The organism is Streptomyces sp. NPDC005485 (assembly GCF_040606085.1).
In the GTDB taxonomy this organism is placed as follows: domain Bacteria; phylum Actinomycetota; class Actinomycetes; order Streptomycetales; family Streptomycetaceae; genus Streptomyces.
Genome location: NZ_JBEXDZ010000005.1, coordinates 83901 through 99330, shown reverse-complemented (window position 1 = coordinate 99330; position 15430 = coordinate 83901). Strand labels below are relative to the sequence as shown.

Below are 15430 nucleotides of genomic sequence, written 5' to 3'. Positions count from 1 at the left end.
GGAGACCCCGTCATGCCCGAAAAGTCTTGGAAAGTCGTACCCGAAGTGTCCCGGAGGGCGGCTGCCGCTCTCGCCGCCTGCGCCTGCCTCGCGCTCCTCACCACCGCCTGTACCGGCCAGTCCGACTCCGGCGCCAGTGACGACGCGTCCAAGGACACGACGATCAACTTCTGGCACGCGTGGAGCGCGCCCGGCGAGGTCAAGGCCGTGCAGTCGCTGGTCGACGGCTTCGAGAAGGCGCACCCCAACATCCATGTGAACGTCGTCGGCAACATGACCGACGACAAGATCAACCAGTCGCTTCGGACCGGTGGCGAAAAGGCCCCCGACGTCATTTCGTCGTTCACCACGAACAACGTCGGCAGGTTCTGCTCCTCCGGGGCGCTCGTCGACCTCAACCCCTTCTTCAAGAAGGCGGACATCGACCCGGAGAAGACGTTCCCGAAGACGATGAACGAGTACACCCAGTTCGAAGGCAACCGCTGCACGGTGCCGCTGCTGGGCGACGCGTACGGGCTCTACTACAACAAGACCGCCTTCAAGAAGGCCGGCATCGCGCACCCGCCGAAGACATGGTCCGAATTCACGGCCGACGCCAAGAAGCTGACCATCCCTCAGGGCGACAGTTTCAAGCAGCTCGGATTCATGCCGAACTACCACGGCTGGGAGTCGACGACCGAGCACTACTTCGGGCAGTTCTCGCCGACGTACTTCGACAAGAACGGAAAGTCGAACGTCGCCGACGACCCCGCCTTCACGGCCGGTTTCACCCTCCAGAAGAAGCTCGTCGACGAACTCGGCGGCTACAAGAAGCTGGAGACCTACCGCTCCAAGCTCGGTGACGAGTGGGGCTCCAAGCACCCCTTCCACACCGGCCAGGTCGCCATGCAGCTCGACGGCGAGTGGCGGCTCGGGATGGCCGAGGAGGCCAAGCCCGGCTTCGAGATAGGCGTCGCCCCGCTGCCCGTACCGGACGACCAGGCGGGCCAGTACGGCAAGGGCTACATCACCGGCACCATCGCCGGTATCGCCGCCACCAGCAAGAAGCAGAACGCGGCGTGGGAGCTGGTGAAGTACATGACCACCAACACGGACGCGGTGGTCGGCTTCGCCAACGACATCCACAACGTGCCCTCGACGCTGGCGGCCCTCAAGTCGCCGAAGCTGAAGTACGACCCGCGCTTCAAGACGTTCCTGGACATCGCCGCCAACCCCCAGTCCACGACAACTCCCGCGTCCATCAACGGCGGTGTGTACCTCGTGACCCTCCAGCAGTTCGGATACGACTACGAGAGCGGCAAGGCAACGGATCTGAAGGCAGGTCTGAAGAAGACCGCCGCGCAGATCGACACGGACATCGCGCAGGCGAAGTAGCGGTACGGCCATGAGCACCCTCACCCTCGACGAGAAGCACCGCCGGGCCGGCCTCGCGACGAAACACCGGAAGCAAGCACTGCGGACCGCCGCTTTCATGTCGCCGTGGCTGATCGGCTTCGCGGTCTTCTTCGCCTATCCGCTGCTCTCGACCATCTACTTCTCGTTCATGCACTACGACGGCTTCAAACCGCCGACGTGGAGCGGGACGAAGAACTGGACCTACGTCTTCGAGCACTATCCGCTGTTCTGGCCCGCGATGCGCAACACCCTGTGGCTGGTCGTCGTCGTGGTCACCCTGCGGGTCGCCTTCGGGCTCGGCATCGGACTGCTGATCACGAAGATCAAGACGGGGACGGGCATCTTCCGGACCCTCTTCTACCTGCCCTACCTCGCCCCGCCCGTCGCCGCCACGATGTCGTTCGCCTTCCTCCTCAACCCCGGTACGGGGCCGGTCAATTCATTCCTGGAGAAAATCGGCATCCCGGCCCCCGGCTGGTTCAACGACCCCACCTGGTCCAAGCCGGCCCTCACCCTGCTCTTCCTGTGGGGCATCGGCGACCTGATGGTCATCTTCATGGCCGCGCTGCTCGACGTGCCCCGGGAGCAGTACGAGGCAGCCGAGCTGGACGGCGCGTCGGCCTGGCAGCGGTTCCGGTACGTCACCCTGCCGAACATCTCGCCGATCATCATGTTCGCCGTGGTCACCGGCGTGATCCAGGCCATGCAGTGCTACACCCAGCCACTGATCGCAGGGAAGGTCGCGTCGGGCGTGATCCAGGGCGCCGGTACGCAGTTCGAGCCCGGCTACCCGGACAAGTCGACCCTCACCCTCCCCCAACTCGTCTACAACCTCGGCTTCCAGCGCTTCGACTACGGCTCCGCCTGTGTGATCGCGCTCGTGCTCTTCGTCCTGTCGATGGCGTTCACCGCGTTCCTGATGCGGCGCCGGGGCGGCCTCATCCAGGCAGGTGACTGACCATGACCCAAGTACAGCAAGTACGACAAGTACGGGACGAGCCCGTGGAGTTGAAGACGCCGGTCACCCCGGCCGAGCGCACCGCCCGCCGCCGGGCCCTGCTGGAATGGGTCGCGATCCACTCCCTGGGCCTCGCCGCCGCGCTCTTCTTCGTCCTGCCCTTCGTCTTCGTCCTCCTCACCTCACTGATGAGCGACAGCCAGGCGCTCAGCCGCGACCTGATCCCGCACACCTGGGAGTGGGGCAACTACAAGAAGGTCTTCGACACTCCGGGCTTCCTCACCTGGTGGAAGAACACACTGATCTACGCGGGCCTCGGCACCGCCCTGACCGTCGTGTCGTCGATCCCCGTGGCGTACGCGCTCGCCAAGTTCCGCTTCCGGGGCCGCAACCTGTCGCTCATGCTGGTCATCTCGATGATGATGCTGCCGCCCCAGGTGATCATCATCCCGATGTACCTCTTCTGGGCGAAGCAGTTGGACCTGTCCGGCACGCTGTGGCCGCTGATCATCCCGATGGCGTTCGGGGACGCGTTCTCCATCTTCCTGCTCCGTCAGTTCCTGATGACCATCCCGAACGAGTACCTCGACGCGGCGCGGGTCGACGGCTGCGGGGAACTGAAGACACTGCTGAAGGTCGTCCTGCCGATGGCGAAGCCGGGCATCGCCGCCGTGGCGCTCTTCCAGTTCTTCAGCGCCTGGAACGACTACTTCGGACCGCAGATCTACGCCTCCGAGAACACCAGCGCCTGGACACTGAGTTACGGCCTGGAGTCGTTCAAGGGCGCGCACCACACCGACTGGAATCTCACCATGGCCGCGACCGTGCTGGTCATGGCCCCTGTGATCCTCGTGTTCTTCTTCGCGCAGAAGGCGTTCGTCGAGGGTGTCACGCTGACCGGAGTGAAGGGCTGACGCTGACTATGAAACTGGCAGTAGTGGGCGGGGGGTCCACGTACACCCCTGAACTCATCGACGGCTTCGCCCGGTTGCGGGACACCCTGCCGATCGGGGAACTGGTGCTCGTCGACCCGGCCGCCGAGCGGCTGGAGCTGGTGGGCGGGCTCGCCCGGCGGATCTTCGCCAAGCAGGGACACCCCGGCCGGATCGTCACCACCTCCGACCTGGACGCCGGCGTGGAGGGCGCCGACGCGGTACTGCTGCAACTGCGCGTCGGCGGCCAGGCCGCACGGCAGGAGGACGAGACATGGCCGCTGGAGTGCGGCTGCGTCGGGCAGGAGACGACGGGCGCGGGCGGCCTCGCCAAGGCACTGCGCACGGTACCGGTGGTGCTGGACATCGCCGAACGGGTCCACCGTACGAACCCGGACGCCTGGATCATCGACTTCACCAACCCGGTCGGGATCGTCACCCGCGCGCTGCTCCAGGCCGGGCACAAGGCCGTCGGACTGTGCAACGTGGCGATCGGCTTCCAGCGGAAGTTCGCCGGGATGCTCGGCGTCGCGCCCGTCGACATCCACCTCGATCATGTGGGCCTCAACCACCTCACCTGGGAAACAGGTGTGCGTCTCGGCGGTCCCGAGGGCGAGAACGTCCTGCCCAAGCTCCTCGCGGAGCACGGCGACGCCATCGCCGGCGACCTGCGCCTGCCGCGCACCGTCGTCGACCGCCTCGGCGTGGTCCCCTCGTACTACCTGCGCTACTACTACGCACACGACGAGGTCGTACGCGAACTCGGCACCAAACCGTCCCGGGCCGCCGAAGTCGCCGAGATGGAGCGGCAGTTGCTGAAGATGTACGGCGACCCGGCCCTCGACGAGAAGCCGGAGCTGCTCGCCAAGCGCGGCGGCGCGTACTACTCGGAGGCCGCCGTGGATCTCGCGGCCTCGCTGCTCGGCGGGGGAGGCAGCCCCTACCAGGTGGTCAACACGTACAACCGGGGCACGCTGCCCTTCCTGCCGGACGACGCCGTCATCGAGGTGCAGGCGGCCGTCGGGCACAAGGGCGCGACCCCGCTCGCCGTCCCGCCGGTGGACCCGCTGTACGCAGGCCTGATGGCGAACGTCACGGCCTACGAGGACCTGGCGCTCGAAGCCGCCCTGCGCGGCGGCCGCGACCGGGTGTTCCGGGCGCTGCTCGCCCACCCGCTGATCGGCCAGTACGCGTACGCCGACGATCTCACCGACCGGCTGATCGCCCACAACCGGGAGCACCTCGCGTGGGCGTGACGGCAGGTGTCCTCGCCATCGACGCGGGCAACAGCAAGACCGACGTCGCCGTGGTGACCGCCGCGGGGGATGTCGTGGGCACGGCGCGCGGCGGCGGGTTCCGGCCCCCGACGGTCGGCATCGGGGCGGCGGTGGACTCGCTCGCCGAGACCGTCGGGCAGGCCTTCGCCCAGGCGGGCGTCACCTCGGTGGCCCATGTGTCGGCGTGTCTGGCCAACGCCGATCTCCCCGTGGAGGAGGAGCAGTTGGCCGCCGCGCTGCACGCGCGCGCGTGGGGGTCGTCCGTGGAGGTGCGCAACGACACCTTCGCGATCCTGCGGGCCGGGATCGCCGAGCCGCGCGGGGTCGCCGTGGTGTGCGGGGCCGGCATCAACTGCGTCGGCATGCGGCCCGACGGGCGCACCGCGCGCTTCCCGGCGATCGGCCGCATCTCCGGTGACTGGGGCGGCGGTTGGGGCCTGGCGGAGGAGGCCCTGTGGTTCGCCGCGCGGGCCGAGGACGGGCGGGGCGGACCCACCGAGCTGGCCCGCACTCTGCCGGCGCACTTCGGGCTCGACTCCATGTACGCGCTGATCGAGGCGCTGCACCTGGAGCACATCGAGCACTCCCGGCGGCACGAGCTCACCCCGGTGCTGTTCGCCACCGCCGCGGACGGCGACCCGGTGGCCCGCGCGATCGTCGACCGGCTCGCCGACGAGGTGGTCGCCATGGCCACGGTCGCCCTCACCCGTCTCGGCCTCCTGGACGAGGAGACCCCGGTCCTCCTCGGCGGCAGCATCCTCGCCGCCCGCCACCCCCAACTCGACGACCGCATCCACGACCTCCTCACCGACCGAGCCCCCAAGGCGGTCCCCCAGGTGGTCACAGCCAGCCCGGTCCTGGGCGCGATCCTGCTGGGCCTGGACCACACCTCGGCCCCGGAGGAGGTGCACACGCGCGTGCGAACGCATTACGAGACCACCCCGTCCGGCGCTTGAGGACGAGCGTTTCAGCCCGTCCGGCGTTTGAGGACAAGCCCGTCCAGGGCGAACGGGGGTCCGGGGGCGGAGCCCCCGGGTACGGGACGGGTAGGGGCGGAGGGGGCGAAAGAAGATCGGTGTCGGGGGGAACGAATCGCGCGCCCCCCTCCTCTGGAGGGTGTCGATTCACCGCACCCTCCAGGAGGCCACCATGCCCAGCCGCCCAAAACACCGCGCCGCCACCCTCCTCGCCTCGGTCCTCACCACGGACGCAGCGCTCCACCTCTACTGGGCGACCGGCGCCACCTGGCCCGCCGCCGACGAGAAGAGCCTGTCGTACGCGGTGCTCGGCATGGAGGCCCCGTTCACACCCCCCGTCGTGCTGCCGCTCGCCGCCCTCCTGACTGCGGCGAGCGGCATCGTCGTGGCCCAGTCACGCCGCCCGCACCGGCTGCTGCGTCTAGGCACCCTCGCGGTGGCGGCAGGCCTGTCCCTGCGGGCCCTGGCAGGCGTCTACTGGCTCTTTGCGCAGGACACCGGGACGGCGTTCTACTGGCTCAACCTCGGGCTCTACACCCCGCTGTGCGCGGTGCTGTGCGCGGCCGCGCTCAAGGTCGCCCGCCCACAGCTCCCCTCCCTCCGGGAGGGCAAGGCCCGCTGGGAAGATGCCGTACGTGTCCGATGAGGAAACGGTCCGCCGGGTGCGCGCCGCGCAGCGCGGTGACACCCTCGCCATGGCCGAGCTGCTGGACGAACTGGCCCCCTACGTAGGCCGTATCTGCGGCCCCATCGCCCTGGACCAGGGGCCGGACGCCGCACAGGAGACGCTGGTCGCGGTGTTCCGGTCGCTGCGCTCCCTGAAGAACCCCGCCGCGCTGCGCGGCTGGGTCCGGGCCATCGCGGTGCGCGAGGCGGTCCGGCTGGCCCGGCGCACCGCCCGCGCGGTGCCTGCCGACCTGAGCACCCTGCCCGCGCGCGGGGACCCCCAACTCGGCGCCGACATCAGGGACGTACTGGACCGCCTCTCCCCCGAGCACCGGGCCGTGCTGGTCCTGCGCGACGTGGAGGGCCTCGGCGAGCGGGCCGCTGCCGAGCTGCTCGACATCGGGGTCGGCACCGTCAAGTCCCGGCTGCACCGGGCGCGCGACACCTTCCGGAAGGCGTGGACCTCATGACCGAAGCGACCGGACCCGGCACAACCGGCGCATGGCCGACCGCCGACCCGGACCCCGTACGCCGGCTGCGCGCGCTCGCCGCCGGCATCCGCGGAGCCCAGGTCACCGAGGGCTGGGTGGCCGCCCCGTACGACCGCGTCCAGGCCCTGCTGGGCGATCTGGAGGGCGGGTTCGCACTCGTCGTCCCCGACATGCGGGGGCTGCGCGTCGTACGGCGACACGGGGAGAGCGGGGAGGGAGTCGAGGCGCTGGCCCGCAGCCGGTACGGTCCGCGGGCCCGGCTGCGCGGGGTGCAACGGCCGGGCTGGTGCTGGCTGCAGAGCCGGTTCCTGCTGATCGGCGTCGCCGCGGCCCCGGAAGGCGAGGGCACGCGGGTGGCGTTCACCGGAGGCGTGCGGGTGCCGGGGCGCGCGGCCCTGGTCCCGCTGGGCGTACGGCGTGAGGGACGGCGGAGTCTGCGGCGGCTGACCGACCTGCTGTGAACCGCCCGGCTCCCGGAGGGAACCGAACAGATCCCGATCGCGTATTCATGGGAAGGGGGGTGGTGCGGGGAGCTTTGTGCTGCGCTTCCGTCCCGGTGGTGTGCCGCGCGAAAGTCGGGCGGTGTGCCGCGCATGCGAAGGATGTGCTGCAATCCGAACAAGATCCAGTCAAGGCCTGTGCGGATGTCAGTCCCGGCGGCAATACTTGCCGCCGTGCACCTCCATCCGTGCTTCTCGCGCACACGGTCGAGGTGACCGACGGATGACCATGGGGGAGGTCAGGTGACACACCCGCCGAAGGGCAACAGCGCGGCGCCGCCCGGCTGGGGCGCGCCCACGCTGCCGGCCGTGCCGCCGCAGTCCGGGCCTCCGGTGCCGCCGCCCGGCCCCGCCGTGCCCGAGCCGAGGCCCCCACGCCGTACGGCGTTCGCGGAGGGCGTCGACCAGCTGCGCGCCGCGGCGACGACGGAGCCCGGCCGGCTGCGGATCATCGGCGCCGTCCTCGCCCTGCTGGTCATCGCGTTCGGCGCGGTCACCGCCTGGCAGATGACGGACCGTTCGGCCGCCGCGGACGACGTGCTGCACAGCAGCCAGCCGCTGAGCGCCGGCGCCGCGGACATCTACCGCTCGCTGGCCGACGCCAACACCGCGGCCTCCAGCGGCTTCCTCGCGGGCGGCCAGGAGACGGCGGAGTCCCGCACGCAGTACGAGCAGGACATCAGGACGGCCGCGGACGGGCTGATCACCGCGGCCGCCAACTCCGAGCCCGGCTCCCCGTCCGCGGACACCATCGCCAAGCTCAACAAGCTGCTGCCGGAGTACAAGGGCCTCGTCGAGCGCGCCCGCGCCAACAACCGCCAGGGCTACCCGCTGGGCGGCGCCTACCTGCGGTACGCGGACGACAAGATGCGCAGCGAGATGCTCCCCGCCGCCGAGGAGCTCTACAAGCGCGAGAACCAGCGGCTGAGTTCGGACTACGCCGACGCGAGGCCCTACCCGTGGGCAGCGATCGCCCTGGGCGTCGTCGCGCTCGGCGGCCTGGCCTGGGCCCAGCGGCGCAACTACCGCCGTACGAACCGGGTGCTGAACCAGGGAATGGCCGCCGCGACGGCCGCGTCCGCGGTGGTCCTGCTGTGGCTGGTCGTCGGGCACAGCGTCGCCCGCGCGGGGCTCGACGAGTCCTACGACCACGGCGTCCGCTCGCTGCACGTCCTCAACGACGCGCGCATCGCCTCGCTCAAGGCCCGGGGCAACGAGAACCTGACGCTGGTCAGCCGGGGTGCGGAGACCGTCGAGGTCAAGAAGGACGTCTTCGAGGACAAGTTCGACGTCGACTTCAAGAAGCAGATGAGCGCCCTCACCACGGGCCTGGCCGAGGCCGCGGGCCTCGCCGACGACAAGGACGGCGCGGACCCGGTGAAGGCCGCCACCGCCAACATGAAGGTGTGGAAGTCCCGTCACACGGAGGCCCGCAGGGCCGACGACTCGGGCGACTACCAGGGCGCTCTGGACAAGGTCATCGGAACCAAGGCGCAGAAGCCGACGAGTGAGTGCTTCGGCGGCGTGGACACGAACCTCGCGCTGGCGATCAAGCACGAGCAGGGTGAGTTCAAGCAGGCGGCGGGCGACGGCCGGGGCGCGATGACCGGCCTCGCGCTGGGTGCGGTGGTGCTGGCCGTGCTGGCCGCCGCGGGCGCGGTGCTGGGCATCGGGCGCAGGCTGTCGGAGTACCGGTGAGAGGGGGAGCGACAATGACGGCACGACGCCTGAGGGCAAGCCTGAAGGGCTGGGGCGGCGTGGGTGCGATGGCTGTCGCCTGCGCTCTCACCGCCGTGTTCGCGCTGGTGCTGCCGCTGTGCGGCGGCAAGAGCGGCGACGGCAGCACGGGCATCGGTGGCCCGGGAGTCGCGCAGGGCACGCAGGCGCGGGCCTCGGCGTGCACGAGCACGAATGCGCAGGACCAGAGCCTGAACCCGTCGGGCGACGAGAGCGGCAGGACGGTCGCCGCCATCAAGAAGCGCGGCTATCTGTCGGTGGGCGTCGACCAGAACAGCTACCGCTGGGGCTACCGCGACCCCAACAGCACCAAGAAGGGCAGCGACCTGGAGGGCTTCGACATCGATCTGGCCCACCGGATCGCCCAGGACATCCTCGGCAGCCCGGACAAGATCCGCTTCCACGCCATCCCCACCAACCAGCGCATCCCGGCGATCCAGAGCGGCCAGGTCGACATGGTGGTCCGCAGCATGACGATCACCTGCAAGCGTCTGGACGACGTCAAGTTCTCCGCGCCCTACTTCCTGACCGGGCAGCAGGTCCTCGCACCGAAGAAGTCGGACATCACGGGGTACGACAAGTCGCTGTCGGAGCAGCGGATCTGCTCGGCGGACGGCTCGACGGCGTACGAGAAGCTGAAGGCCGACAAGGACGGGGGCGGCGTCACCGCCTCCGCCGACATATCCACCACGGTCCCGAACCAACTCGACTGCCTGGTGAGGCTGCAGCTCGGCGAGGTCGACGCCGTGGTTACCGACGGCGCGCTCGCCGCGAGCCAGGCCGCACAGGACCCGACGGTCGAGCTCAAAGGCAACCGCTTCACCACCGAGTACTACGGCGTGGCGATGAACAAGACGGCGGACGATCTGGTACGCCGGGTCAACCAGGTCCTCGTCGACTACCGCAAGAGCGGCTGGCGCGCCTCGTACGACAAGTGGCTGTCCCCGACGCTGGGCGCGGACTCCGAGTCGGCGCACCCGCCCACGGCGAAGTACAAGTGACGGAAACGACCGCAAGCGACCGAAGCAGCCCTCCAGCAACACCGAAGCAGCGTCACAGCAAAACCTGAGCAACTACGGGCAACCAGAGCAGTGAGAGGTGATCGATGGGCGTCACGGGACCCCCCGGGCCGGTGATGGACCGGGACGAGGTGGACCGTGCGCTGGCGCGGCTCGGCGCGGAGCACGAGGCGATCGAGACGTCGCTCCTCGCCCTGCAGGACCACGCGGGCCGCAGACTCCTCGAAGGCGCCGAGCTCACGGGCACGACCAAGGAGCGCTGGACGTCGGCGGAGGCGTCGATCACGCTGCTGTGGGCGTACTTCGACGCGTACACGGACGCGCTGCGCTCGGCGCGGGAGATCCGTTCGCGCCGCCGCTGGTCGAGCCGTGAGGACCTGGCGGAGCTCACCGAGCTGCTGCGCGGCGAGAGCGTCACGGTCGCCGGCAGCGCCACGGCCACGGCGAACGCGCCGACACTCGCGGGCACGGGCAAGCTCAGCGAGCGCTTCTCGCTGGTCGCGCTCGTGGAGCGGATGAACGAGCTGTACGCGTCCTCGCTCGACATGGTCGTCACCGCGGACACCGTGTGGTCCGCGCTGCCCGCCCGGATCGATTTACTGGCCGCGGAGCTCCAGCGCACCCGGCGGCTCGCGCACTCCGTGGGCGTGCGCCCCGGCGAGCACCCGGCGGGCGACGACCTCGAACAGATCACCCACACCCTGACGGTCCTGCGGGAACAGGTGGTGTCCGACCCGCTGGCCTACTGGCTTCCCGCGCAGGGGAGTTCGGCTCCCGGCGGCGGACGTCCGGACACCACGACGTACGACCGCGAGGCGCGCGCCCTGGAGGACGTGCGCCGGGAGATCGACGCGGTGCTCACCGTCCGCCAGGACGCGGAGGCCCGCCTCGTGAAGCTGCGCGACGTGCTCAGCCGCGCGGACCGCACGCTCGCGGAGGCGCGCAGCGCCCGCGGCGAGGTCCTCGCGAAGATCGCCGCGTCCGAGGTGCCCGCCGTCAGCGGTCCGCCGACCGCGCTGCAGGAGCAGCTGGCGACGGCCGCGGAGTACCGCAGACACGCCCAGTGGCACCGGCTCTCCCCGCTTCTGGAGGCACTGGAGGAGCGGGCCGAGGACGAACTGCTGCGCGCCCGCGAGTCGTTGACCGCGGTCACCGCGCCGCTGGCGGTCCGCGCGGAGCTGCGCGGCCGCCTCGACGCGTACAAGGCGAAGGTCGCCCGGCACGGGCTCGCGGAGGACCCGTTCCTCATCGAGCGTTACGACGCGGCGCGGCGCATGCTGTGGAGCGCGCCCTGCGACCTGCGTGTCGCGGCGGAGGCCGTCCTGCGCTACCAGCGGGCGGCCGCCGATCTGCTCAGCCCACGGGTGCCCGACCAGGGCGGGCCCAACGACCGGAGGGGGCCGGACGCGTGAGCGTGAGAGGTGATGGAGAGTGAGTCAGCAGCCTGTCGGTCAGCAGCAGCGCAAGTGCCAGCGGCCCGGTTGCTCGGGGTCGTACGAGGACGTGGGCGGCGGCGAGCTGTACTGCGACACGTGCGGTCTGGCGCCGGTCGTCTCGACCAACGGGAGCCTGAGTTCGCCGCCCACCGGGATCACCGCCGGCGGCAGGGGTTCGCGCGGGTCCAACAGCAGTAGTGCGCGCAGCAGTTCGCGTGCCAGCTCGCGGACGTCGTCGCGGTCCTCGCAGTCCCGGCGCTCGGTCTCGGGGCGCCTGTCGCGCTCGCTGTCGGGCTCGTCCACGGGCCGCTCGGTGTCCGTGCGCAGCTCCGGCGCGGCCTCCGGCACCTCGGGGCGCAGCCGGCTCGGCGTCGGGCTGGTGCAGGTACCGGACGTGCCGCGGCCCGACCCGCGCGGAATGGTCCAGGACAACCCGGAGGTGCCCGAGCGCAAGCGGTTCTGCTCGCGCTCCGACTGCGGGGCCCCGGTGGGGCGTTCGCGCGGTGAGCGGCCCGGGCGCACCGAGGGGTTCTGCACCAAGTGCGGTCATCCGTACTCGTTCGTACCGAAGCTGGGCACGGGTGACGTCGTGCACGGCCAGTACGAGGTCGTGGGCTGTCTGGCGCACGGCGGCCTCGGCTGGGTCTACCTCGCCGTGGACCGGGCCGTGTCCGACCGCTGGGTGGTCCTCAAGGGCCTCCTCGACACGGGCGACCAGGACGCGATGGCGGCGGCGATCTCCGAGCGGCGCTTCCTCGCGGAGATCGAGCACTCCAACATCGTCCGGATCTACAACTTCGTCGAGCACCTCGACCAGCGCACCGGCTCCCTCGACGGTTACATCGTCATGGAGTACGTCGGCGGCAAGTCCCTCAAGGAGATCGCCAACGACCGCCGTGCGCCGGACGGCAAGCGGGATCCGCTGCCGGTCGAGCAGGCGTGCGCGTACGGCATCGAGGCGCTTGAGGCGCTCGGCCATCTGCACAGCCGCAACCTGCTGTACTGCGACTTCAAGGTCGACAACGCGATCCAGACCGAGGACCAGCTCAAGCTGATCGACATGGGCGCGGTGCGCAGGATGGACGACGACGAGTCGGCCATCTACGGCACGGTGGGCTACCAGGCGCCCGAGGTCGCCGAGGTCGGCCCGTCGGTCGCCTCCGACCTCTACACGGTCGCGCGCACCCTCGCCGTCCTCACCTTCGACTTCCAGGGCTACACGAACGTGTTCGTGGACTCCCTGCCCGACCCCGACAACATCGAGGTCTTCCGCCAGTACGAGTCGTTCTACCGGCTTCTCGTCCGCGCCACCGACCCCGACCCGGCCCGCCGGTTCGCCTCCGCGCAGGAGATGGCGGAGCAGCTGACGGGCGTTCTGCGCGAGGTCGTCTCGCTGCAGACGGGCCGCGCACGCCCGGCGCTGTCGACGCTGTTCGGGCCCGAACTGAAGGTCACGGACACGGAGTTGTTCGGGCGACTGGACGGAGATGTGTCGCGGCTCGGGGCTCGGGTGCCACCCGTACGGGTGAAGGGCGGGAAGAAGGGCGCGCCGGCAGCGGCCGGGGCGAACGGGACGCCGGTGCTGCCGCCGAGCCCCGCGGCCACCCTGGTCAAGCCCGTCCAGGCCGCCGCCACCGCGCTCGCACTGCCCATCCCGCACGTCGACCCGTCCGACCCCAACGCCGGTTTCCTGGCGGGGCTGATGGCCTCGGCGCCCGCGGAGCTGATCACGGCGCTGCACGCGGCCCCGACCGGCTCGCTGGAGCTGCGGCTGCGCGAGCTGCGGGCCCGGCTGGAGATGGGCGAACTGACCAGCGCGGCCAGGGCGATCGAGGCCCTGGAGAAGGACCACCCCGACGACTGGCGGGTGGTCTGGTACCGGGGCGTGGCGGCGCTGGCCACCGGGGAGCACGAGGTCGCGGCGCTGTCCTTCGACGCGATCTACGACGCCTTCCCCGGCGAGCCCGCGCCGAAGCTGGCCCTCGGCCTGTGCGCGGAGGTCCTCGGGCAGCTGGACAACGCCGCGGAGTACTACCGCCTGGTGTGGTCGACCGACCCGAGCTATGTGAGCGCGGCGTTCGGCCTGGCCCGCGTGCAGCTCGCGGCGGGCGACCGCCGTGGCGCCGTACGCACGCTGGAGTCCGTGCCGGAGTCGTCGATCCACTACACGGCGGCGCGGGTCGCGGCCGTGCGGGCGCGGCTGCGGCAGCGGATGGCGCAGGAGGCGGCCGCCGCGCCGTTCCTGGACGATCTGACCGCCGCCGCGGGTCAGGTCGAGGCGCTGGACGGATACGGTCTGGATGCGGTGCGACGCGAGCAGTTGTCGACGGAAGTCCTTGGCTGCGCCCTGGACTGGGTACTCTCCGGTAGCCAGGGTTCCGCTCCGGCTTCCGGCGGCGGACATGTGCTGCTCGGCAGCGCACTGGACGAGCGAGGTCTCCGCTTCGGTCTGGAGCGCTCGTACCGGACGCTGGCCCGGCTCGCGCGGGGCGGCGAGGAGAGGATCGACCTGGTGGAACGTGCAAACCGTTACCGCCCCCGGACGTGGGTGTGATTGATGTCGCAGATGCCCCAGCCGACGGCCCTTTCGCGGTGCCCCAGTTGCGAGGAGCCGCTGGAGGCGGGTGACCGTTTCTGCGGTGCGTGCGGGTTCGACCTGTCGGCGGTGCCCGCACCGCCGGCCGACAGCCCGACGATCACCATGAACGGCACTGCGCCGCGGCCCCCTTCGGCCACCCCGTCCGTGGACTGGCCCGTCGCCCCCGAGGTGGACTCCTCCGACACACCCGCGCCGGTGCACCTGCCGACGGACCTGCGGGGCACCGAGTCGGGCGGGTCCGAACTCCCGCACGCCGTCGGCGCGTCGGGGGCCGGGCAGGAGCCGGTGGCGGGCCCGTCGGGCGTGCGGTTCGACCGGCCCGCGGAGCCGGACGAGTACCCGCTGGCAGCTCCGCAGCAGCCTGCCGCGCCGGCGGCGGCACCCGCCGTCGCGCCGACCGTGTCAGCGGCTCCCGCCGACCCGCGGACCGCCGACCTGGCCACGCCCGCCCCGGGCACGAAGCTGTGCGTCGCCTGCCGTTCGGGCAACGTGGACAGCGACGGCTACTGCGAGAACTGCGGACACGCGCAGCCACGCGAACGCGACCACATGGAGCAGGAGTTGGGGGCGGTCGCCGCGGTCAGCGACCGCGGTCTGCGCCACCATCGCAACGAGGACGCCTTCACGATCTCCTCGACCGCGCTGCCCGACGGCTCGCCCGCGGTCGTCGCGATCGTCTGCGACGGCGTCTCCTCGGCGACCCGGCCCGACGAGGCCTCCCTCGCCGCGTCCCGCGCGGCGGGCGAGGCCCTCCTCGACGCCCTGCCCCTGGGCACCCACCCGCAGCAGGCCATGCACGACGCGATCATCGCGGCCTCCCACGCGGTCAACTCGCTGGCGGACGCGCCCGGTTCGGACGCCGAGCACCTCCCGCACGTGAACGCGCCCGCCTGCACCCTGGTCGGCGCCGTCGTCACCCCCACCCTGCTGATCATCGGCTGGGTCGGCGACAGCCGCGCCTACTGGGTCCCCGTCGACCGCAGCTCACCCCCGGCCCGGCTCACCGAGGACGACTCGTGGGCGGCGCAGATGGTGGCCGCGGGACTGATGAACGAGGCGGAGGCGTACGCCGACGAGCGCGCCCACGCCATCACGGGCTGGCTCGGCGCGGACGCGTACGAACTCGAACCCCACACCGCTTCCTTCAAGCCGGACCGGCCGGGTGTGGTGGTGGTGTGCACCGACGGGCTGTGGAACTACGCGGAGGCAGCCGAGGACATGGCCGAGGTCGTGCCCCTCGACGCCGCGCTGCGGCCCCTGCACAGCGCCCAGGTCCTGGTCGGTCACGCACTGGACGGCGGGGGCCACGACAACGTAACAGTGGCCATCGTGCCGTTCCCCGCCCCGTCGCAGGGGGCAGGATCCGCCTGAGGCCGCGCCACGGGGAGCGGGCTTGGACCGGAGGGGACCGGTCCGCATCCAGTCATCACCCGCGCCGTACGG

The 15430-nt window shown here is 71.0% G+C and carries 13 protein-coding genes; all 13 read left to right on the top strand.

The genetic code is table 11. The features are described from left to right. The first annotated feature begins 12 nt into the window (after positions 1–12). On the top strand, positions 13–1374 hold the full coding sequence (locus ABZS97_RS03760) for an ABC transporter substrate-binding protein (RefSeq protein WP_356133141.1): 1362 nt from the start codon (positions 13–15) through the stop codon (positions 1372–1374). A gap of 10 nt (positions 1375–1384) precedes the next feature. Then, the gene (locus ABZS97_RS03755; RefSeq protein ID WP_356133139.1) at positions 1385–2353 is read left to right on the top strand and encodes a sugar ABC transporter permease; all 969 of its coding nucleotides are present in this window, start codon (positions 1385–1387) and stop codon (positions 2351–2353) included. Positions 2354–2355: 2 nt separating this feature from the next. Continuing rightward, positions 2356–3267: a carbohydrate ABC transporter permease gene (locus tag ABZS97_RS03750; protein ID WP_356133137.1), complete on the top strand. Its 912-nt coding sequence runs from the start codon at positions 2356–2358 to the stop codon at positions 3265–3267. An 8-nt stretch (positions 3268–3275) separates the two neighbouring features. After that, positions 3276–4541, top strand: a complete 1266-nt coding sequence (locus tag ABZS97_RS03745) for a 6-phospho-beta-glucosidase (RefSeq protein WP_356133135.1) — start codon at positions 3276–3278, stop codon at positions 4539–4541. Then, a complete protein-coding gene (locus ABZS97_RS03740; RefSeq protein ID WP_356133133.1) occupies positions 4532–5518 on the top strand; it encodes a BadF/BadG/BcrA/BcrD ATPase family protein in 987 nt (328 codons plus the stop codon). Before ABZS97_RS03745 ends, ABZS97_RS03740 begins: the two co-directional genes overlap by 10 nt. Positions 5519–5711: 193 nt before the next feature. Next, positions 5712–6185, top strand: a complete 474-nt coding sequence (locus ABZS97_RS03735) for a DUF3995 domain-containing protein (protein ID WP_356133131.1) — start codon at positions 5712–5714, stop codon at positions 6183–6185. Continuing rightward, on the top strand, positions 6175–6675 hold the full coding sequence (locus ABZS97_RS03730; RefSeq protein WP_356133129.1) for a sigma-70 family RNA polymerase sigma factor: 501 nt from the start codon (positions 6175–6177) through the stop codon (positions 6673–6675). Before ABZS97_RS03735 ends, ABZS97_RS03730 begins: the two co-directional genes overlap by 11 nt. Continuing rightward, a complete protein-coding gene (locus ABZS97_RS03725) occupies positions 6672–7157 on the top strand; it encodes a hypothetical protein (RefSeq protein ID WP_356133125.1) in 486 nt (161 codons plus the stop codon). Before ABZS97_RS03730 ends, ABZS97_RS03725 begins: the two co-directional genes overlap by 4 nt. A 282-nt stretch (positions 7158–7439) precedes the next feature. Then, on the top strand, positions 7440–8894 hold the full coding sequence (locus tag ABZS97_RS03720) for a hypothetical protein (protein WP_356133122.1): 1455 nt from the start codon (positions 7440–7442) through the stop codon (positions 8892–8894). Positions 8895–8908: 14 nt separating this feature from the next. Continuing rightward, complete coding sequence (locus ABZS97_RS03715; protein WP_356133120.1) at positions 8909–9934, top strand: glutamate ABC transporter substrate-binding protein; 1026 nt, start codon at positions 8909–8911, stop codon at positions 9932–9934. Between the two features lie 104 nt (positions 9935–10038). Then, on the top strand, positions 10039–11364 hold the full coding sequence (locus ABZS97_RS03710; RefSeq protein ID WP_356133116.1) for a hypothetical protein: 1326 nt from the start codon (positions 10039–10041) through the stop codon (positions 11362–11364). Between the two features lie 19 nt (positions 11365–11383). After that, positions 11384–13942, top strand: a complete 2559-nt coding sequence (locus ABZS97_RS03705) for a tetratricopeptide repeat protein (protein WP_356133113.1) — start codon at positions 11384–11386, stop codon at positions 13940–13942. Further along, complete coding sequence (locus ABZS97_RS03700; RefSeq protein ID WP_356133111.1) at positions 13943–15358, top strand: PP2C family serine/threonine-protein phosphatase; 1416 nt, start codon at positions 13943–13945, stop codon at positions 15356–15358. Positions 15359–15430 lie beyond the last annotated feature (72 nt).